Source organism: Limnobacter olei (assembly GCF_029087225.1).
GTDB lineage: Bacteria > Pseudomonadota > Gammaproteobacteria > Burkholderiales > Burkholderiaceae_B > Limnobacter > Limnobacter olei.
This window is the reverse complement of sequence record NZ_JARFJD010000022.1, coordinates 48,829-67,737: the sequence shown is the minus strand read 5'-3', so window position 1 is coordinate 67,737 and position 18,909 is coordinate 48,829. Positions and strand designations below refer to the sequence as shown.

16 protein-coding genes and 1 pseudogene are annotated in these 18,909 nt (G+C 46.7%); 9 read left to right on the top strand and 8 right to left on the bottom strand.

Features of this window, described 5'->3' with window-relative positions; genetic code table 11:
• The first annotated feature begins 1,063 nt into the window (after positions 1 to 1,063).
• Positions 1,064 to 2,101, top strand: a complete 1,038-nt coding sequence (locus PY990_RS13350; RefSeq protein ID WP_275272021.1) for a glutathione S-transferase N-terminal domain-containing protein — start codon at positions 1,064 to 1,066, stop codon at positions 2,099 to 2,101.
• A 145-nt stretch (positions 2,102 to 2,246) separates the two neighbouring features.
• Here the strand turns inward: PY990_RS13350 and PY990_RS13345 are convergent, their stop codons facing one another.
• Positions 2,247 to 3,131, bottom strand: coding sequence for a LysR family transcriptional regulator (locus tag PY990_RS13345; protein WP_275272020.1), 885 nt, complete (start codon positions 3,129 to 3,131; stop codon positions 2,247 to 2,249).
• Between the two features lie 77 nt (positions 3,132 to 3,208).
• On the opposite strand from PY990_RS13345, the gene PY990_RS13340 reads away from it, so the two are divergent.
• The 3 genes from PY990_RS13340 (at position 3,209) to PY990_RS13330 (ending at position 5,090) form a co-directional block, all read left to right on the top strand.
• A complete protein-coding gene (locus tag PY990_RS13340) occupies positions 3,209 to 3,631 on the top strand; it encodes a DoxX family protein (protein ID WP_275272019.1) in 423 nt (140 codons plus the stop codon).
• Between the two features lie 10 nt (positions 3,632 to 3,641).
• The gene (locus tag PY990_RS13335) at positions 3,642 to 4,322 is read left to right on the top strand and encodes a glutathione S-transferase family protein (RefSeq protein WP_275272018.1); all 681 of its coding nucleotides are present in this window, start codon (positions 3,642 to 3,644) and stop codon (positions 4,320 to 4,322) included.
• A 192-nt stretch (positions 4,323 to 4,514) separates the two neighbouring features.
• Positions 4,515 to 5,090: a TetR/AcrR family transcriptional regulator gene (locus PY990_RS13330; protein WP_275272017.1), complete on the top strand. Its 576-nt coding sequence runs from the start codon at positions 4,515 to 4,517 to the stop codon at positions 5,088 to 5,090.
• A gap of 20 nt (positions 5,091 to 5,110) precedes the next feature.
• On the opposite strand, the gene PY990_RS13325 is transcribed toward PY990_RS13330, so the two are convergent.
• The 3 genes from PY990_RS13325 to PY990_RS13315 all read right to left on the bottom strand — a co-directional run bounded on the left by PY990_RS13325 (position 5,111) and on the right by PY990_RS13315 (position 7,365).
• Positions 5,111 to 5,536, bottom strand: a complete 426-nt coding sequence (locus tag PY990_RS13325) for an MAPEG family protein (RefSeq protein WP_275272016.1) — start codon at positions 5,534 to 5,536, stop codon at positions 5,111 to 5,113.
• Between the two features lie 735 nt (positions 5,537 to 6,271).
• Positions 6,272 to 6,757 carry a YHS domain-containing (seleno)protein gene (locus PY990_RS13320; RefSeq protein ID WP_275272015.1) on the bottom strand — a complete coding sequence of 162 codons (486 nt, stop codon included), beginning with the start codon at positions 6,755 to 6,757 and terminating at the stop codon, positions 6,272 to 6,274.
• 56 nt (positions 6,758 to 6,813) lie between these two features.
• Positions 6,814 to 7,365 carry a carboxymuconolactone decarboxylase family protein gene (locus PY990_RS13315; protein WP_275272014.1) on the bottom strand — a complete coding sequence of 184 codons (552 nt, stop codon included), beginning with the start codon at positions 7,363 to 7,365 and terminating at the stop codon, positions 6,814 to 6,816.
• A gap of 98 nt (positions 7,366 to 7,463) precedes the next feature.
• Between PY990_RS13315 and PY990_RS13310 the strand changes: the two genes are divergently transcribed.
• A complete protein-coding gene (locus PY990_RS13310; RefSeq protein WP_275272013.1) occupies positions 7,464 to 8,288 on the top strand; it encodes an AraC family transcriptional regulator in 825 nt (274 codons plus the stop codon).
• Between the two features lie 63 nt (positions 8,289 to 8,351).
• Positions 8,352 to 8,942, top strand: coding sequence for a uracil-DNA glycosylase family protein (locus PY990_RS13305; RefSeq protein WP_275272012.1), 591 nt, complete (start codon positions 8,352 to 8,354; stop codon positions 8,940 to 8,942).
• A gap of 444 nt (positions 8,943 to 9,386) precedes the next feature.
• On the opposite strand, the gene PY990_RS13300 is transcribed toward PY990_RS13305, so the two are convergent.
• From PY990_RS13300 to PY990_RS13285, 4 genes are all read right to left on the bottom strand, one after another.
• Positions 9,387 to 10,298, bottom strand: a complete 912-nt coding sequence (locus PY990_RS13300; RefSeq protein WP_275272011.1) for a helix-turn-helix transcriptional regulator — start codon at positions 10,296 to 10,298, stop codon at positions 9,387 to 9,389.
• Positions 10,299 to 10,342: 44 nt separating this feature from the next.
• The gene (locus tag PY990_RS13295; RefSeq protein WP_275272010.1) at positions 10,343 to 13,615 is read right to left on the bottom strand and encodes a UvrD-helicase domain-containing protein; all 3,273 of its coding nucleotides are present in this window, start codon (positions 13,613 to 13,615) and stop codon (positions 10,343 to 10,345) included.
• A complete protein-coding gene (locus PY990_RS13290; RefSeq protein ID WP_275272009.1) occupies positions 13,615 to 16,488 on the bottom strand; it encodes a PD-(D/E)XK nuclease family protein in 2,874 nt (957 codons plus the stop codon). Before PY990_RS13290 ends, PY990_RS13295 begins: the two co-directional genes overlap by 1 nt.
• A gap of 85 nt (positions 16,489 to 16,573) precedes the next feature.
• Positions 16,574 to 16,822, bottom strand: coding sequence for a hypothetical protein (locus PY990_RS13285; protein ID WP_275272008.1), 249 nt, complete (start codon positions 16,820 to 16,822; stop codon positions 16,574 to 16,576).
• A 173-nt stretch (positions 16,823 to 16,995) separates the two neighbouring features.
• Here PY990_RS13285 and PY990_RS13280 point away from each other — a divergent pair, with 173 nt between their 5' ends.
• The 3 genes and pseudogenes from PY990_RS13280 to PY990_RS13270 all read left to right on the top strand — a co-directional run bounded on the left by PY990_RS13280 (position 16,996) and on the right by PY990_RS13270 (position 18,892).
• Complete coding sequence (locus PY990_RS13280) at positions 16,996 to 17,586, top strand: hypothetical protein (RefSeq protein ID WP_275272007.1); 591 nt, start codon at positions 16,996 to 16,998, stop codon at positions 17,584 to 17,586.
• Positions 17,587 to 17,604: 18 nt separating this feature from the next.
• A pseudogene (locus tag PY990_RS13275) lies at positions 17,605 to 17,733 on the top strand (IS3 family transposase); the annotation flags it as partial.
• 112 nt (positions 17,734 to 17,845) lie between these two features.
• Positions 17,846 to 18,892 carry a methyltransferase domain-containing protein gene (locus PY990_RS13270; protein WP_275272006.1) on the top strand — a complete coding sequence of 349 codons (1,047 nt, stop codon included), beginning with the start codon at positions 17,846 to 17,848 and terminating at the stop codon, positions 18,890 to 18,892.
• Positions 18,893 to 18,909 lie beyond the last annotated feature (17 nt).

Sequence of the window (18,909 nt, the reverse complement as noted above, 5' to 3'; positions counted from 1 at the left end):
GATTTGCAAAGCCTTAAGGTCAATTACATCTTAAAGGAATTACCAAGGCATGGAAACTGAGTGCGTGTGCCTAGGGGTGCACCTCAACACGATAGGTCTAAAGCGAGCTAAAGTGGCACCCCTGAGAACTACTGGAAAGCCAGCACTGGCCTAGCGAACAACCCAATCTAACCCACCAGTTATCGAGTTTCACCGCTTGTGATCGCTAAAAGAGAAAATACTCATAGCCAAGGTCGTAGGTTCAAATCCTGTCCCCGCAACCAAATACTCACAAAGGTCAATCACTTAGCGGTGATTGACCTTTTTGTTTTGTGACAATAAATGCCGGTTTCGGGCGGGTGTCTTGTCACCTAGTGTGAAATTTCAGCTCAGGCGACTGCCAAAACAAATTCGGGCAATCGACACAACGACCAGCTTAGACTGGTATCGAAGCTCGATGGTAACTCACTATCAAAATTTGAAAAGTAGTCGAAAGCACTCCTCTGCTAAGGGACGTTCGACCCAGGTAGTGATTCCCGAATTTTACTGCTGTACCAAGCCCCTTAACGACGCTTGTCTAGAATATGACATCGCACGATCAAACACCTTCTTTGATCGAATAGACCAACGATAGGGGTACACCTGAACTTCGAGCCAAATCAGCCAAGCTAACTCCCATGGCTTGGGCTGTGTCATAAAAGTACCCATATGGAACTCCTGCCCTTATCAAACCTACTCGCTCAAACAGAGTGGATTTATAAACTGTCCTGAGGTAACTGGAAAAGCTAACAGTTTGAACTGACGCTTCGGACAATTGTGACTCCATGAACGGGGTGAGCACATACTTCAATTTATCTGATTTGGATGAAAAAGACAGCCCCCAAAACGTGGCCTGAAAAGAACGAGTAATGGACTACCCCGCCTATCGTGGACAACTCCCGGCTCATATTTGTGCATAGGAGAAAGTCATCATGAGTGGACAAAGGTACACCCAAAAATTTAAAGACGAAGCCGTCAAACAGGTCATTGACCGTGGCTAACTCATCCTGTATCCAAAAGTAAACCACACCAGCGAAGGAACATCATGAAGTCAAACCAATCGGCAGTAACACTGAGCGGCGCGCCTGGATCGCCTTATACGCGAAAGATGTTGGCTGTATTGCGCTACCGACGAATTCCTTACCGATACCTGGTCAACAACCACCTGAAAAGCGGCTTGCCACCCGCCAAACCCGCGCTTTTGCCCACCTTTTATTTTCCCTGTGAAGACGGAACCATGAAGGCGTTCACGGACTCCACTCCGCTCATAAGAACCTTGGAAACTTTGTTCAACGATCGGCAGCTTTTGCCTCCATCGCCAGTGATGGGAATGCTGGACAGTTTGCTTGAAGACTACTTCGACGAATGGCTGACCAAGCCGATGTTCCACTACCGCTGGGCTTTCGATTCTGATGTGGACCGCGCAAGTCGAATCGTGCCTTTGCCCATGAACATTCAGGTCAATGACGACATGTTGAGCACTGTCGCCAGGGCATTCGGTCAGCGTCAGGTATCACGGCTGCATGTCGTTGGCTCTAACCCCGCGACTGCCGAACTGATTGAAGGCAGCTATTTGCGTTTGTTGAACATTCTAGAAAAACATTTTTCCGGGCACGCTTTTTTGATGGGACTGCGTCCTGGTGCAAGCGACTTTGCTTTGTATGGTCAACTAAGCCAACTCGCCCTGTTTGACCCCACGCCCATGGCAATCACTTGTGCACAAGCCCCCAGGGTAGTGGCCTGGACACAACTGACTGAGGACCTCAGTGGGCTTGAACCGAAGGATACTGACTGGATTGACGATCAAACCGAGTTAGCCAGCGCCTTAAAGGCGTTGCTTAGCGAACTAGGCAGAACATATGTCCCGGTGATGTTGGCAAACCAAGCCGCTGTCCTCAAGGGCGAACAAGAGGTGATATGCCATGTAGACGCACAGGAATGGCGTCAGCTAACCTTTCCATACCAAGCAAAATGCTTGAGTTGGCTGAGAAGGGATTTTGATCAGCTTTCGTCAAATGACCAAAATCACTTTCTTCGCCTGATTCATGGCACCGGTTGCGAGCCATTGTTTGCGAAAACCTGATGAACAAAATGCGACAAGACCGGGGATTTTTCGCCGCTCACTGCCCAGTGCGAGTATTTACAAGGGTTATTCAGAGAACGGGGAGTAACTCGATACCACTCAATTTTGTTGATTCAAGCAAACAGCAAGCAATGTGGCTGCCCATTCATTTCAGTTTCAAATGATGTGCAAAATGGCTAAACACGGTTGAAACGCGCCGCAAATGTCGCGATTCGGTATGCGTCAACAGCCAAAGCTCGGTCTGACAATCATCGATAACTTCAGTGATTTGCTGAAGGTCTGTTCTAGTGTTTGCCAGGAAAGCCGGTAAAAGACCAATACCCAAGTCTCGCCCTATTAACTCGGCCACCGAGAGAACGCTGCTCACCTTAAAAACTGGAGTTACTTTTGGAAAATTTTTCTTTCTCCACACCACGGAGGGGTGATCGGGCATCGCATCATCCGGTGCAATCCAGGTTGCCTCATTTGCAATTTGGTTATCGAATTTTTTGATGGATGATTTTTTCGCAGAGTAAAGCGCAACTCGTATGGGCCCAACATGTTTACCGATAAGATGTTGAGGTGGTCGACGTGTGGCGCGCACGGCAATGTCGGCATCCCGTCTAGTTAGATTGACCAGTTCATTACCTGCATTCAAGTCGAATGCCAATAATGGATGTATACCACGCAGGGTTTTCAGCTCGGGAGCCAGTAGACTATGAAGAACAGTATCGGTCGTGGTTATGCGGACAAGACCAGAAACCTGATCAGGTGCTGTTTGGGTCAACGACCTGGCTTGCTCAAGTTGCGCCTCGATGCTTTCAGCGAAGTGTGCCAATTCCTGAGCAAGTTCCAAGGGGTAATACCCGCTACGCGAGCGGTCAAACAAACGGTGTCCAAGCCCCTTCTCTATCCGTTGCAGATTTCTAAATATGGTTGATGCGTCTACGCCAAGTCGTTCGCTGGCAAGTGACAGGGTACCGGTTCGTGACAATGCAAGTATCGTTTCAAGGTCACTGGATGAAATCTTGTATTGCACTTTTGCAATCATAAATTTCCGTTTTGTCTATATAAATTGCGATTCGGAAATACTACATTACACACATTCCATGTTCAACGGAGCTACGAATGTCAGCCCATTCTCAAGAGTTATCTACTGTTTACGGTATTACCCTTATTCGAGTTAGTCTTGGAGTCATGTGGATTGCGCATGCTCTGTTAAAACTTTTTGTATTTACATTGCCCGGTACTGCACTTTTTTTTCAGAGCGTAAATCTTCCAGGCTTTGTTGCTTATCCTGTATTTTTCGTCGAGTTGTTTGGAGGTATCGCTTTGATACTTGGCATTTATGCTCGTCAAGTGTCACTTGTTTTGGCTCCAGTCATGGCGGTTGCTGCCTCTGTACATTTCGGAAATGGATGGGTACACACAAACCCGAACGGCGGTTGGGAATACCCCGTCTTTCTTACTATTGCATCATTTGCGCTTTGGTTGTTGGGTGACGGAAAGTTCTCCATTCTCAGCAGCAAGCGATTCACGCCTGCATGGTAGGGCCTGAATCATGGATACAAAGCTCACATTGGTTAGTCATGTGCTGTGCCCTTATGTTCAACGAGTCGCTATTGTGTTGAAGGAAAAGGGGGTTGTTTATGAACGATCCGATATTGATTTAATGAATAAGCCGGAATGGTTTCTTAAAATTTCACCTTTGGGTAGGACTCCGGTGCTGTTGGTGAATGGCGATCCGATTTTTGAATCAGCGGTGATTTGCGAATATTTGGAAGAAACCACCCAGAAACCATTACACCCACGAGAACCATTAATCAGAGCAAAACATCGGGGTTGGATTGAGTTTGCCTCAGAGACGCTCGCCACGATAGCAGCGGCATATCGTGTTGTTGATTCTCAAAAGCTTTCGTCCCACATCGCAGCGCTTCAAGCCAAGTTCGAGCAGCTTGAAATGGAATTGTGTTCCCGCCACCGTGACGGGGATTACTTCTCTGGCGCGTCTTTCAGCATTGTTGATGCGGCTTTCGCACCTGTTTTCCGATACTTCGACATCTTTGATGAGATCGAAATTTTCAATATTTTTAGACTTACTACAAAAGTGAACGCCTGGCGACTTGCATTAAAAGAACGTCCCTCCGTGCAATCTGCTGTGCATCCTGACTATCCGGGCCTGCTGCGTGCGTTTCTAATCTCACGCAACTCGGAAATCTCACGCCTGTTATTGCAAATTTGAACATCCAATCGCAACACAATCAACATCAACAGGAGTTCTTGATAACCATTAAGTTTTTGGAGTTCACTGGAGTCGATTAAATGCTGGAGACAAAACACAGAGCATCAAGCAGCGATAAGCCGTGGAAGATCTGAGTGGTATTCTTGGTACAAGATAGAAATCTCAGAACTCAAATAACACAGGGAATAATGTGTGAAAAGAACAAAATCTGATGCTGATCAAACACGAGCCAATTTAATCGAGCAAAGCCATCGCTTGTTTGCGGCTAAAGGGTATATCGGCACTTCACTCGACGATGTAGCTCAACAGTCGAATGTGACAAAAGGAGCCCTCTACCACCATTTCTCAAATAAGAGAGACTTGTTTAAAGCCTGTTACACACACCAGGTTGTTAAGCTTGTTAGTGATTTAAGAAATCGTCGATCGATCGCAGATCCGCTTCAAAACGCTATCCAGCTCGGTAAAGATTTCCTCACCTATCCAAAAGTGGTCAAGACCCCTCTTATCTCGATTCAAGAAGCGATCTCTATTCTCGGATGGCACGAATGGAAAGAACTGGATGCAAAGTTCACCATGAACTTGATCGAGGAGCACCTAACCGCAGTGTATCCGACACTAGCCCCCGCCGAGAAAGTACGAACGAGCGCGAACCTTCTGTACGGCGCTCTGGTACATGGTGCATTGGTACTGGCAGACTCTCCGAACAAATCTGCCCCCCTGAAACAAATTCTTCAGATGCTTGAAGGGTTAATCAAAAGCATCGATTAACCAAGCGACGGATCGGAAACTCAACCGACTTGGGCTCCGTTGTAGATCAGAAACAGCATCGAGATTAATACTACGCAAGACACAAAGTAAAACGTAAAGCGAAGTTTCACTATATTGACAGAACAGTGCACAAGGCTATGCAGCGCCCGAAGTGACACGTAGGTCCAGGCAAGGGTAACCAGAATCTCGCTTGAAATCCCCGCTACTGCGATGTAGAAGCATAGAACATAGAAAAGTACAGGAACTTCAAACAAATTCTTGAGGTTGTTGGCTGCATTGTTGACACGTTCAGGAAGGGCCGCACTCATCTTCTCTGGCGATGACAACAATTGAACATCCAACTTTTTTGTAGAGATGTAACCCAATCTTAAAACATACATGACAACCCAAACAACGAAAGTGAGAACCACCATGGCTAGTGCCGGTTCCAAAATTGAATGATCCATAAGACGTCCTTTTACATACCATCGGTATGTATATATTGATTTCTATTGATCGATATGTCAATCGAGCACAGCTTCAGTAATTACCTATTTCGGCATCGAAAAAATTTTCCTTACTCATCATTTGCGCAGAAGAGTCATTAAAAACCTTTAGCCGTCGAATATACGTTTTCTGCCTGTCATTTCAGCTCTGTAATGAAGATCGGCATTAGGGTGTGACGGGGATCAAATAAGAGTTGAAGGTTTGTTTAAAAATTTCCGATTGATAACTACGCAGTGCCCTCCTTTTAAGAAAAGCGTATTCTGGCCGGGAGTCCAAAAGATGAATTAAGATGAATTTGTGTTGAAACTCCTTCGCCCATGTCATCAGGTCTCTGAATACGTGCAGACCCAGTCCCCACGCCCGTTTATCCAGCACGATTGAAATTTCATACTCGTCTTGAATGAGTTGAATACCGCACCACCCAACGCATTGACCATCAATCACAATGGCTCTTACACGACACCCAACAGTCAGATCCATGTGCCGCTTTTCACTTAGCCATACCTGAAATGATTCTGGACTAAACAATTCATGTTTAACCAAGTGGCGTCTCACACTTTCCTTATTGAGGACTAATCTCAAATCCTCAGGCTCGATCTGATCTAGCGTTACGTAATTCATAATTGAAACAAGCCCTGCGTTGACCCAAAGGCAAACTGAGTTCTTCAACTTGCCTTTGAGCTGATCACGAATAGTTAAAGTGATGAAACAGATTTATGACGAATTTCCACCCAATTCTTATTTGCCTTCTGCACGGCACCTGCGACATCTTTTGAGAACATATTCTGAATCTCGGAATTTAAGTTCAGGTAAAGTTTGTCCTCATACACGGTCCACAGCCTGGGGTCACCATCAAATTTCTTTCCCACTGACACTCCAAATGCACAATAGCCTCCAAATTGAGGAACATAACGAGAAGGATTCTTCTTGAACATTTCAGCGTGTTTTTTACTACTAAAGCGATAGGCTGCACCATCGTGAACAACGGTAATAGAATCATCGCCGAGCGCTGGCGCGGCATCGGTGAAATAGGAGACGGGATCGTACCCGTGAATCGCCAATGGAGCGCCCGCAGCGGAATATCCATTGGTGAGGTTCAATTCGTCCGCAGCTAAAACGGGAACTGACGCGACTAGGGCTGAAGCTGCCAACAACATCATTCCAAGAAAGTTCTTTCTCATTTTTCAATCTCCAATATTTAAATCTTTTCATTCCAACGGATGGGAAAGCCAAAAAATCAAGCGGCATGCTGCTGTGAAACGGACACTAGTGGAAAGTCAATGTCAGTTTGAGCAATGTGATTGACATAGTTGCTCATCAGATTCAAGGAGACATTCGCCACTACTTCGAGAATTACGCCGTCGTTGAGCCCAGCAGAGCGAGCAGCGTTGAGCTCGGTATCATTTAACATTGCCTTTTGCGCAACTATCTTTCGGGCCAGAGCTGAAATCGCCTGGTCAACGCTATTAATCGAAACACCAACACGGGCGTCCATCATTTCAGACTCACTGAGGCCAGCGCCTTTGCCTAACAACGTATGTGCTGATAAGCAGTATTGACATTCGTTGGTCTGAGCAACGGCGAGCGCAATTAATTCGCGTTGACGGGCATTTAGTTTTCCTTTGGTTACGATCTCCGCAAGGGAAATATAGCCAGTCAATGCGACTGGGGAGTGTGCCAGCGTGGCAAATAAGTTCGGCACCATTCCAAGCTTACTTTTGACACTTGCAAGCGTTGCTTGAGTTGAATTGTCGATTTGATCAATTAAAGCGGGGTTGATGCGGGGCATTTATTTCTCCTTAAAAAGTTGAGTGCAGTTTTGCACCAGAGAAATATTGGGATACTATTAGGATCAGAAAGTACAATTTTTTTTGCAGAAAGTATCAAATGGATCAACTATCAGCCATTTTCAAAAGATTCAACCCATCAGCAAGAGTGTTCCATTCGGGTTCACTGTGCCAATCAGTGAATTTCGATCCTCAAGATGACGTTGGATATCTTCATCTGCTTCGAAGTGGGACCATGACAATTCTGCCCGAGGGTGCAGAGGTAATAACTCTAGACAAGCCAAGTCTTCTTTTTTACCCGCGCCCCTGCAGCCATCGATTTCAAACTGGAAACACGGGAGCCGATTTAGTGTGTGCAACAGTGAACCTCGGCAGTGCGCAACAAAACCCACTCATCAATGCCCTACCAAATGTATTGGTTCTCACATTAGACCAACTCCACACTCTTAGCCCAGCGCTAGATCTACTGTTTCTTGAGGGAACAAATAACCACTCTGGACGTCAGGCCGCAATAGACCGTCTAATGGAATATGTGTTGATTCAATTGTTACGGTTTCTAATAGAGAGCCGTACCTTGAACCATGGGCTTCTGGCAGCGCTATCAGATCCAAAGCTTTCAAAAGCGCTCATCGCAATACACGAATATCCAAGCAAAGACTGGACTCTGGAGACTTTATCTGAGGAAGCAGGTATGTCACGAGCTCGGTTTGCATCACATTTTAGAAAGACTGTGGGTACAACGCCTATTGATTACCTGACGAGTTGGAGACTCGGAATTGTACAAACACTCCTTTTGAACGGAAAATCGATCAAATCAATAGGCCGCGAAGTTGGCTACCGAAGTCAAGCGGCGCTCAGTCGAGTTTTTACACAGCGCTGCGGGCTTTCACCAAGCGAATGGGCCCGAAGAGAGATGAATTCATGAGTGTTTCACCTCAGCTTATCGAGAGACCATGTTTCGACGCGCCCAGACTATCGGAGATCGTAAATGTCAAATGCAAGTTTTGACAAATTAGTAACTGAAGTTCGTGCATGCAAACTATGTGCACAAGACCTGCCTGTTAGTCCCAATCCTATTTTCCAAATTGACCCAAGGGCAAGAATACTCATCGCCGGACAGGCGCCTGGGCGCAAGGCACACGAGACGGGAATTCCTTTCAGCGACCCAAGTGGCGATAGACTTCGAGCTTGGATGGGCGTGACCAAGGAAACTTTTTACACAGCGAGTAAAATTGCAATCCTTCCGATGGGTTTTTGTTATCCAGGTACGGGTGTAAACGGTGATTTACCTCCTCGGCCAGAGTGCGCCATCACCTGGAGAAAAAGTCTAATTGACAGGCTACCCAATATTGAATTGATCTTGGTCATTGGACAGTATTCGGCAGCTTGGCATTTCAAAACAGAACCAAAGAGCACTTTGACCAACCTAGTCAAAGATTGGCGAAATTACTGGCCGCATGCTTTGCCTATGCCTCACCCAAGTCCTAGAAATCAACGCTGGCTGAAGAAAAATCCTTGGTTTGAAGATGAGGTACTAATTGAACTGAAGCCACGTATCGCAATGCTTGTGCGGTCTTAACAACGCGTTTTGCTCCGGACATGCTGTGCATGAGCGATGAAACGCAACAATTAAATGCGAACAGAGAACTGATGAGAAATCTTGATAATTCATCCTGATAGATACCATCATACTGCGAGGCCCAAAGGTCACCTCCATTCCAAAGGAACTATCAGGGTATGGAAATTGATTGGTTGCGCCCAAGGGTGCACCTCAACACGATAGGTCTAAAGCGATCTAAAGTGGCACCCCCACGGATGACTGGAAAGCCAGCACTGGCCGAGCGAACGCCCCGATTTATCCCACTACTTATCGAGTTTTACCGCTTGTGATCTCTAAAAGAGAAAATACTCATAACCAAGGTCGTCGGTTCAAATCCTGCCCCCGCAACCAAATATAGAAAAAAGGCCAATCATCTCGGTGATTGGCCTTTTTGTTTTTTTGACTTCAGATGTTGGTTTTTGATTAATGATCAGACTTGATTTTTATATCGTCCCCCCAGGTTTTCAACCACCAGGCGAACTGAGGGGTCATGGCTACTTTGGCATTCAAAATAATTTTGCCCTCAACATGTTCAAATGATTGCTCTTCCGATAACTTCGATTCCAAAAGATATTTATGCAGCATGGGGCTAATTTCCGCACGAAAATTAATAGTCTGCCCATGACCAAAATCGGCAAATCCGTCCTCGACATATTTTGCCAAGCTAAAACCTTTAGGTTTAACTATTGGAACAAACGTGCGCTCAGCTTTCTTGATCCGATTTAGTGCGATCAACCTTAGATCCTGATGCCCTGAGAACGTCACAACGAAATAGGTCATCCAGCCCCGTTGCACCATGCCCAAGGGGTTTATCGTGTATTCGGCCGGAGTGTCACTTTTGATGTTGAGATACTTCATCTTGATCTGCTCATCGTGCAAGAGTGCCTCGTAGCAGATTGTTTTAACCGCATCGTCCACCTTGGGTGGAATTAATTGTTGGGTGGGGCTTTTGATGGCCACTTTTTCACGCCAACTTACGAGCTGGTTAGATGATTGGGCGGCATTAAGCGTATGTTCAGCCTCTATTTTTAAGCTCATTAAAGACTCAGAAACGACATTGGGTAGCAGGTCGATAAGCGTGTCTGCCGCCATCACCGTTAACAGGGCGTCGCTGATATTCATCCTAGGAGCATGAAATCCGTTGGACTGCTTTGACCAGCTCCAAAGGTGTGGTTGTTCAGAGTCATCAACCACCAGCGGGAAGCCAGCCTCAACCATGCTGTTCACATCACGCTCTACGGTACGTTTGGTGACCGAGTAGCCAAACTCTTTCAGTTTGGAACACAAGTCTTTGGTGGATATTGCTGCAGGTTCCTTGGGAATGAGTTTTAGCATCTCCCAATGTCTAAGCAACGTGCCTCGAGATCTATTGGGCATGGTCAATTTTCCGCTGCATGTATCAGTTGCCCTGATCGCACCAGGTTTAGCGCGGTGCCATATTCAGGCAGCAATTTTTGATAAACCTCAAGCTGAGCTCGATGGGCTGCCCACACGTCTTCCAAGACTTCGATTTTTGAATCAGTTTTGTGATCGATAATAAGTTTGACCTTCTCTCCCGTTGCAAGCAAATCGATTGAGCCAACCGCTATCGTTGAATCATTTAACTGACCAATGACTGGTACTTCAACCGAAATTGAGCGATCGATTCCTGCCGATTCAAGGTGATCGCGTAGCTCACGGGCGTGTGACCAAACCTCTTCGATCTGCTGTGAAGAAAGAAACTCACCTAGCGCGCTTTCTAGGCGGCTTTTGTAAGACGCAACAGAATCTTTACCCGACATCACAAGCTCGATTGCCCGATGCACCAGGATTCCTAGTTCGTTGGCGCGTTTGTGATACCCAAGATCAATTGGCTTGCTAACTTGGACGGCGGTAACCCGAGCTTTGTTACTTATCTCGGTGTTTTGCTGTTGCTCATGAGCGTAAACGGACGGGTTTTGTTGCGCTACAACCCTTGGTGTTGTGTAGGTATTCCGATCCAATGCACGACGTCCGATGGCAACTTTCGCGTCTTGAACCACATCGATGCCGTCTTCTCTCGGCTCCCACTGGTATTTGATACGATCGAGTTCCGCATCAAAGGTGTTTCCAGATATCCGAACCGAAGTTTCATTGATCTGAATGTCACAAAGATCTTGCAATATCTGCAGTCGTTTCTTGACCTTTGCTTTTGAGTCCAGATGACTGGGTAGCCACTCCAAGACCAGTTGCTCTCGAGGGCGAGACAGGGCCACGTAGAGTTCCCTCATAGCGATCTTTTCCGCCTGACGGCGCAATGGCTCAGCCATCGATTCTCGCTTTGACTCAAGCGCTACTTTCGGAGTGAATTCAATCCGACTGTTTTCGATGAGTTTAGAAAAGTCACCAAAATCAAGATAACCAATTCCTGCTGACGGAAGATCAGCTTTTGGGCTTTTATCCATGCCACACACAACTACGATGGGCCATTCACGACCTTTTGACTTGTGCCAAGTCGTCAGTTCTACTGCATCGCTGTTGTTGTAGCTGGCCCGGGGACAAGAGTCCTCATTCCTGTTGGCTTTAAGAAAGTAGAGCCAGCCGATAAAGGTGCCAATCCCCTGCCCGTGAAAACCGGCTGATGCCAATGTCTCTGCTGGAGCCGAGGAAAACTCTTTGGCCAAGCCAATCAGTTTGATCAAATTGGCACGAGCTTGAGAGGCGTCATGCCAAGTTACTGCCAAGTCAAAGAGGCCCGTTTCTTCAAGCACCAATTCCACAATCGTCTTAACTGGCAGTGTGCTGTGACTCTCCCTCAAGTTTTCCAAGGTATCAAAAACCGGTAGGTGAACACCCTCCCCTAGCAACTCCAATTCCAGAGCTTGTTGCAGGTCCATCTGCCCAAAATCTGAACAGGCGAGCAACAAGCGCGCGTGCTTATCCTCGGGATTAGCTAATAATTTCAAGAGTTGCAGGCAAACTTGAATTTCAGCACTGTCAAACCATTCCTGCCTTTCGATATTCACTGGAACGCCCAACTTCTCTAGCTCTCTGGCATAGTCCCCCATCATGCTGTTGGTTGGGCAAAGTATGGCGATATCCGAGCCGCGAACGGCACGTGGCTGGCCAGATTTCCTGTCGACCACCTGCACATTAGAATCTAGCTTACGCTTGAGAATTTTTGCCATCTGGTAGGCATTCCACTCGCGCTCAGAGGGATGAACTTGAACTTCATCGTCTACCTCTTTATTGCTCGAGCGTCGATTAGACTTTGGCTTATCTTCCATCACCACCATGTGAAGCGGCATGAGTGATGATTGGGTGCCTCTTGGCCCAAGCGGCTTGTACGGGGTGTTTATACCCTCTGCAGAGCAAAGACCTTGGGTAAAACTATTGATGATGTCTAGGAGCGCAGGTTGAGAGCGCCAATTGTTTTCAAGGCTTCTCACCTGTGCAGCCGGATTTTCTAGCAATGCTTCGAACAGCCGTGGATCAGCCCCCTGAAAGCCCATAATGCTCTGTTTGGCATCACCCACTAAGATCGATGGAATTCCCGCCCCAATCAGGTGCCAAAGGAATGCAAACTGGATCGGGTTGGTGTCTTGGAACTCGTCAACCACAACCATGCGAATGGTATTTGCGATCCGATTTTGAAGCTCTGGCTGGCGCAATGCCATCTCTGCCGAGGCCACCATGTCAGTGTAATCCATGAGCTTTGATTCTTGCTTTCGCTTGGCGTAGCCATTCAAGGTTTGACCAGCCCCATTGATCAAGCCGCTAAGTTGCTCCTTGCATTGCCTCAATGGACCAGGGTGAATAGCCAGGAGCTTGTTTGCAGCGCTGATCACAACTTCAGCCAGTTCTTTGTATCTACTGTAGTTTGGAGCCCCGGCGGAGCCTTTAAATGCGACCTTTAATTTACCTAACTGCCCCCAAAGAGCCCAATCCGTCAAAAGTGGCTCAAATTTAGCGGCAGCGTCCAGGGCTCTGTAGGAAGCTCGAAAATCAGCCACAGGGCCAGCACCTGTCACTCCAAATGACTCAACTGGGCAGTTTGGAAATTCATCCAGCAAAGCCTTCACGTGACCGTGCATGACCTTAGCCAAGTCATTTTCTGTGCGAATGCGCTCTGTTTGGCCATAACAATTTTCAAGCCACAATAAACTTCGAGTCAAAAAATCTGGGGCTGCTTGCTGACGCCCTGTACTTCTCAGTAAATCAATGAAGGACTTTAATTGAGACCTGAAGGCGTCTTCAGCAGAGACAAACTTGTTCCCCCTTCGAGTAATTTTGTAGCCGAACTCATCCAAATTTTCCGTCATTTGAATGAGCGAGTCAGAATCGATCATCGAGGCACGAATAAGCTGTGTTTGTTCATCTTCATTGAGCATACGTGTGCTCAATGGAATTCCGAGATCAAAAGCAAGCTCTTTGAGCAACCGGTTTCCAAAAGCGTGAATGGTCGAAATGTACGCACTTTCAACCTGTTGTGCAGCTTGGTACAAACCTGCACTCAATAGCGCGGCTCTGATCCTGCCCTTAAGTTCTGAAGCACCTGCTTCGGTGAAGGTCACAGCAATCAATTCCGTAGCGCTTAGCTCACCTGAGCTAATTTTACGAAGCAAAGTTTCGGTCAATGTATGAGTCTTACCGCTGCCAGCTGAGGCGGAAATGATGTTGAGTGATTGATCCATTATTCTTCCTCCTCATTGGCTTCATCGCCCAAGTCGTTGACGATTCCTAGCTTGATGAGCGGAGAGGACTCATACACATAGCCTCCGAACCCCTGCTTCTGAAAATTCTGTATTTCTGAAACCTTGATTGCGGGAATAATCCCCTGACGAAGTTGGTCAAAGCGCGTTTTAAGAAGCGTCATTGCAGCCGATGAAACATCCTGGCTCCATGGCATGGCTTCTCCATCTTCGGAGACGGGCTCTATGGAGTGCCATCCATTGATGGCCTGTTGTGGCACGAAGTTCGACGTGGCAAGGCGATCTTTCAATGTGAAGTAGACAACCCCATTGAGCTTCTTAAGATTGGCATGCTTGGCCTTTTCCACATCTTTAGGATTTTTCGGCCCTCCTGAAAGCAGCATTTGTTCATATAAGCTGGCCTGCAGATCCAGGCGAGCTATCATCCGCTTTTCGTATTTGTCCGCCTTCGCAGTTTTAAAGTCCACCACCAGTACGCCAGAGTCGGGTAAAGCGATAACGCTGTCAGTTTGACCATGTATGGGATGGCCATCAAACGTGCCCTGAAGCCATAGTTCAGGCGCCACAACGCGTGCATCTAGACGGTTAAGCAATTCAGCCCAATCAAGAGCGGCCCGCCGAACGATACTAAGCAGGTTCTTACGCTCAACTTGCCAGATTGCAGTGCTGAGGTATGGCGCTTTTTTCTTGATCGCCTGATCGAATAGATCTGAAACCTTTGATTCAATCGTTGCCTCCGATGGAATCACGCCTTGTTCAACGGCGAATAACTGTTCCATCACGTCATGCGCAATAAGCCCGCTTGTCAATGGAGTAAAGCCGTCGGGCTCCCAAACCCGATTCTCCGCCCCAATTTGCTTGAGTAACCAACCGAGAGGACAGATCAGTAAATCATCTAGCGCGCTGGGAGATTGTGGTTTCAATGAGGTGATGGTTTCTCCGGTCGCCTCATCAACCGATGATTTGGTCCACATTGACAGTAGGTCGCTATCCAGACAAATGTCTCGGGAGGTGGCAACAAAACGCTCGGCAGGCAAAACAGGTGACGAGCTGTGTTTCAGGTGTTCAATTTGCAGTTGATCTTGCTCATCAGCGATATCGAGAATCAGTTTTTCTGGCGATCCGGTCTCTCCAGCCAGAAGGGAGAAGTCAATCAGGCTGTCTGAAGGTTTTAACACCTTTCCCATTTCATCAAAAGCTGGGCAAAAGAAGGTGACCTTTTTCTCAACACAGTTCAGTTGTCTGACGAACAAACTTCGTGCTTGAGCGCGAGCATCCATCGACAACTCAAGATCTGTCCAATTCTCCTTAAGCTTGCTCCACTGAATATCAGACAACACAGCGGGATTGTGAAAATCTGCAGGGAAAGCCCCTTCTGAAAAATCCAGGACAAACAAATATTTAACTGGCCTCCAGGCGTATTTGTCTTCATAGAGAACCGTTACGCCGTCGATGAAAGGACCAATTTGTTTCTCAACTTGCAGTGGCGTTATCGGCATCACACTGCGAATTGCATCAAAACCAAGCGTGGGATTTTCAGCTGCCTGAATGGCTGCATCAAACAGATTTTTCGTGTTTTGTTGCTGAATTTCATTAATCCCATCGATATTGAGAATGGCGAAAATCTGCTTCAGCGCTTTGGGTAGTTCAGTTCTTTGAATGCCCTTGAGCAGCTCTGTTACCGCTCGCCAGTTCCCCGGGAAGTCTTTTGGTGCTTTGATCGAAAACCCATATTGATCCAGACTATCAGCCAAAGAACCGCCGATCTTTGCACCCCACGGCAAGAGCGGATTGGTGAGCAGGGATTTGAGTGACAACTTCGGACTTGCGCCCTCAAGCGCTAGAACAATACTTGAAAGCAGCTCTCCGGCCAGGTTTCGCTCAAAATTAGTCCATTGCAAGTTGGCCAAAGGCACACCGAACTTATCGAATAAGCGAACAAGATGATCGTGAGTGTCGAATTTATTGGGAAGCAACAACCCGAAATCAGCATGTGACAGTGATGGATCCGAAGCAATTTGTTTCTGAATCATGCCAAGGACTATCTCAATAGATTCGAGCCGATCCCTACAGCGCAGCCATTGAAGCGAGTTGTCCCTTTGATTCCAGGAAGAGGCACTGCTTTCGATGGGCCTAAATAAATGGCTTGCTGCAGTTTTGAGGTTACTGTCGACTTCGGCCTTGGGTTCGTTATAGCTTTGAGCGAACCCCTCAAATACCCTTTGGTATTCTTCATGCAATGCTTTGTTTTCTTCGCTCAAGAAACAATCGGTTGAAAGTCTTTTCAGAAGACGATCGATCAAATTACTTCCCGACGGAGAAAGTGATGAGGTGATGACTTGAATAGGTGTTACCGCTGGGTCAGTACATTCAATGATGCTGGTTATTTTTTGCAGCTTTGGAGGCAAGGCTTTGGCTTTTTTGGCTTTTTCGAATAAAAACTGAAGATCGGCCAAACGTTGTTTGGTGACTAAATCCGTGGTTTCATCATCCCAATTGCAGGCCCCTGCCCCTTTCTCAGAATCAATAATTCTAAATATCGACTCGGCGAGTGCGTTTCTCACGCCTGAAGGATCAACTTTGAAAGACTTTTCCCAAAAATAGCTCGAGTCTTCTAACGAGTTCAGTGAGTCCAAAAGTTCTAAGAACCGATCAGTGGAACTTGAATTTAATTCAGGATCCAAGTCCAGGTAATACATTCTGAGTGCGGATTCAATCAATTGATCGACAGTGCCGACTTCTGCAAGGACGGTTCCGAACCTAATTGCGAGGTGTCGTCTAAAAGCCCGAGAAAACTCGGAATCTGGGCAAAGAAAGAAAAAGTGAGGGGCGGATAGTTTTGTCTCTACTGTCATTTTTTGGCGATTTTTAGAGTTATGAGCTGATCTTGACACAGTAACGAGTTTGGGAACAACTTGAATTACTCTGTTGTAGGACCTATCAACCAGACTGCCGTGGCCCTTGGTTGATGTGCTCGACCGGGATCATTAAATCGAGACTGCTGGCAAACACAAATCTTCCAGAGAGACTAAAAACAAAGCGGGTATCGCTAGTCGTGAAATAAACAAACTGCCCAATAATTTGGCATGCTGGTTCTTCTGTAAGTTTGACCGGTAGACGAAATTCCTTTGGTACTTGCCCGTCAGCCGGTTGATAAACGATCGTTGTAGGGTCTTTCAGTTTGAACATGATTTGTCAGCACATTGAGCCAGAAACAAAATCATGACGGGACGTGCGACGTAATATGTCGCACACAACAATTAAGGTGGAGAGAAAACGAATGAACTAGATTGGCTAGTCCGCCTCTTGTGGTAAACAATACACAGGGCAGCCCAAACAACTTTTATTCTTGGTCACTTTATATGAGCATCAAACTTCCTACCTCTAGAATCGCAAACGCCCAGCCAAGTGATCTGATTCTCCAATACATCACAATTGGAAAGAAGATTATCGAGATTTGGAGTCAGGCAAAATTTAACAAAGACAGAAAAGTCAATGACACCGTTGCGACTATCATCCGGGATTGCAATGGTATTTTGGGATGTGGGGGTAACTTCAAGAATGGATGTTTGTATCGGGAAAGCGTTCTAGATGAAATATGGACACCAAGGGGGGACGAACAAGTGATCTGTGATCATGCCATTCCTGTATCGGAATTGGTACGAATGTATAAAGAGGACAATATTCAGATCGAGGAGTTGATCTTTTATCCTGTTGTACGGATTAGCCAAGTGGCTAACGATAATCTCACCAAAAAAGGCTTCGCAAAGCGAGGTTTCGATCCGAACCTTCCACTGCTTAGGTACTCAAAAATTGATCTCAAAATCAAGACCCATTTTGGAGAGGAAATCGATCCGAAAACGTGGACTATTGAGCAGCACACGGATTTGGTTAGGAATACGCCAGAATTGAAGATAATCATTGACACACTTCGGGGCGGGTTGCTCACGTGAGGGTAAGAAGTGCCTAGGGAAAGCGGGGCGATTCAGGTGGGGGGCACCCCGCAGACCTTGAATGAATGGGTGCTCTAATATGAAGTCGACAACGGCACTCGCAATGGCGTGACCACGGCTGAGAGGGAGCGTGTCAAAGCGCTGGAGTTGAGTTGGCCTTTTTATTTTCCTACCTGAAAGAACGCGTAACCTATTTGCTCAAGTCACCGAATCAGGACTAGGACCAAATCCAATTTGCAATCTTTGAGGGAAACAACAGATGTATGACGCAGTCAAAAATTACTATGGCAAAGAGCTACAAAGCAGCAGCGATTTAAAAACCACGGCCTGTTGTGATTTTTCCGCCATACCTGCATGGCTAAAACCCTTGTTGTCGAATATTCACAACGAAGTACTAAGCCGCTATTACGGATGCGGCCTGGTTTGCCCCACCGATCTGAAGGGGAAACGGATTCTTGACCTCGGCTCAGGTTCCGGGCGTGATGTGTACGCCCTGGCGCAACTGGTCGGAGAAACTGGTGAAGTGGTCGGTGTGGACATGACGGAAGAACAATTGGAAGTTGCCAACCGTCATCTTGAATACCATCGGGAAAAGTTTGGCTTTGCACGAAGTAACGTTACCTTCTTACAAGGCTATATTGAACGACTGGATGAACTTGGTCTTGAGAAAAACAGTTTTGATGTGATCGTTTCAAACTGTGTGGTAAACCTTTCACCGGATAAAAATGCGGTGATGCGCCAAGCTTACGAACTGCTGAAACCTGGGGGTGAGTTTTATTTCTCAGACGTCTATTCAGATCGCAGAATCTCACCTCATGTGGCCAACGACCCAGTGCTGTATGGGGAATGTTTGGGTGGTGCCCTGTACTGGAACGACTTTCTACGTGTTGCAACGCAAAACGGCTTCACCGATCCACGTTTGGTCGAAGATCGCCCACTTGAAATTACAGATGAACGATTAAACCAGCTGGTTGGACAAACACGTTTTTACTCCGCCACGTATCGCTTGTTCAAACTGGCTGATCTTGAAACTGCCTGTGAAGACTATGGCCAAGCCGTCATTTATCGGGGAACCAGCGAAAATCAACCACACGGCTTTCTATTGGACAAACACCACTTCATGGAAACTAGCAAGGTTTTCTCGGTGTGTGGCAACACCTTCCGCATGCTGCAACAAACCCGGTTCAAAGAGCACTTTCAATTCATCGGTGATTTTTCCAAGCACTATGGAATTTTTGAAGGATGCGGAAGTTCGATTCCATTTGAGCAAAATGCCAATTCCACTGGTGCGGGAGCTTGTTGCTAGATGCGTATCACCTTTTC

Excerpts from the sequence above, each read along its gene's own strand:
- PY990_RS13280 (WP_275272007.1), top strand. The coding sequence starts at position 16,996 with ATGAGCATCAAACTTCCTACCTCTAGAATCGCAAACGCCCAGCCAAGT.
- PY990_RS13295 (WP_275272010.1), bottom strand. The coding sequence starts at position 13,615 with ATGGATCAATCACTCAACATCATTTCCGCCTCAGCTGGCAGCGGTAAG.
- PY990_RS13320 (WP_275272015.1), bottom strand. The coding sequence starts at position 6,757 with ATGAGAAAGAACTTTCTTGGAATGATGTTGTTGGCAGCTTCAGCCCTA.
- PY990_RS13310 (WP_275272013.1), top strand. The coding sequence starts at position 7,464 with ATGGATCAACTATCAGCCATTTTCAAAAGATTCAACCCATCAGCAAGA.
- PY990_RS13270 (WP_275272006.1), top strand. The coding sequence starts at position 17,846 with ATGTATGACGCAGTCAAAAATTACTATGGCAAAGAGCTACAAAGCAGC.
- PY990_RS13350 (WP_275272021.1), top strand. The coding sequence starts at position 1,064 with ATGAAGTCAAACCAATCGGCAGTAACACTGAGCGGCGCGCCTGGATCG.
- PY990_RS13305 (WP_275272012.1), top strand. The coding sequence starts at position 8,352 with ATGTCAAATGCAAGTTTTGACAAATTAGTAACTGAAGTTCGTGCATGC.
- PY990_RS13315 (WP_275272014.1), bottom strand. The coding sequence starts at position 7,365 with ATGCCCCGCATCAACCCCGCTTTAATTGATCAAATCGACAATTCAACT.
- PY990_RS13285 (WP_275272008.1), bottom strand. The coding sequence starts at position 16,822 with ATGTTCAAACTGAAAGACCCTACAACGATCGTTTATCAACCGGCTGAC.
- PY990_RS13335 (WP_275272018.1), top strand. The coding sequence starts at position 3,642 with ATGGATACAAAGCTCACATTGGTTAGTCATGTGCTGTGCCCTTATGTT.
- PY990_RS13345 (WP_275272020.1), bottom strand. The coding sequence starts at position 3,131 with ATGATTGCAAAAGTGCAATACAAGATTTCATCCAGTGACCTTGAAACG.
- PY990_RS13300 (WP_275272011.1), bottom strand. The coding sequence starts at position 10,298 with ATGCTAAAACTCATTCCCAAGGAACCTGCAGCAATATCCACCAAAGAC.
- PY990_RS13325 (WP_275272016.1), bottom strand. The coding sequence starts at position 5,536 with ATGGATCATTCAATTTTGGAACCGGCACTAGCCATGGTGGTTCTCACT.
- PY990_RS13290 (WP_275272009.1), bottom strand. The coding sequence starts at position 16,488 with ATGACAGTAGAGACAAAACTATCCGCCCCTCACTTTTTCTTTCTTTGC.
- PY990_RS13340 (WP_275272019.1), top strand. The coding sequence starts at position 3,209 with ATGTCAGCCCATTCTCAAGAGTTATCTACTGTTTACGGTATTACCCTT.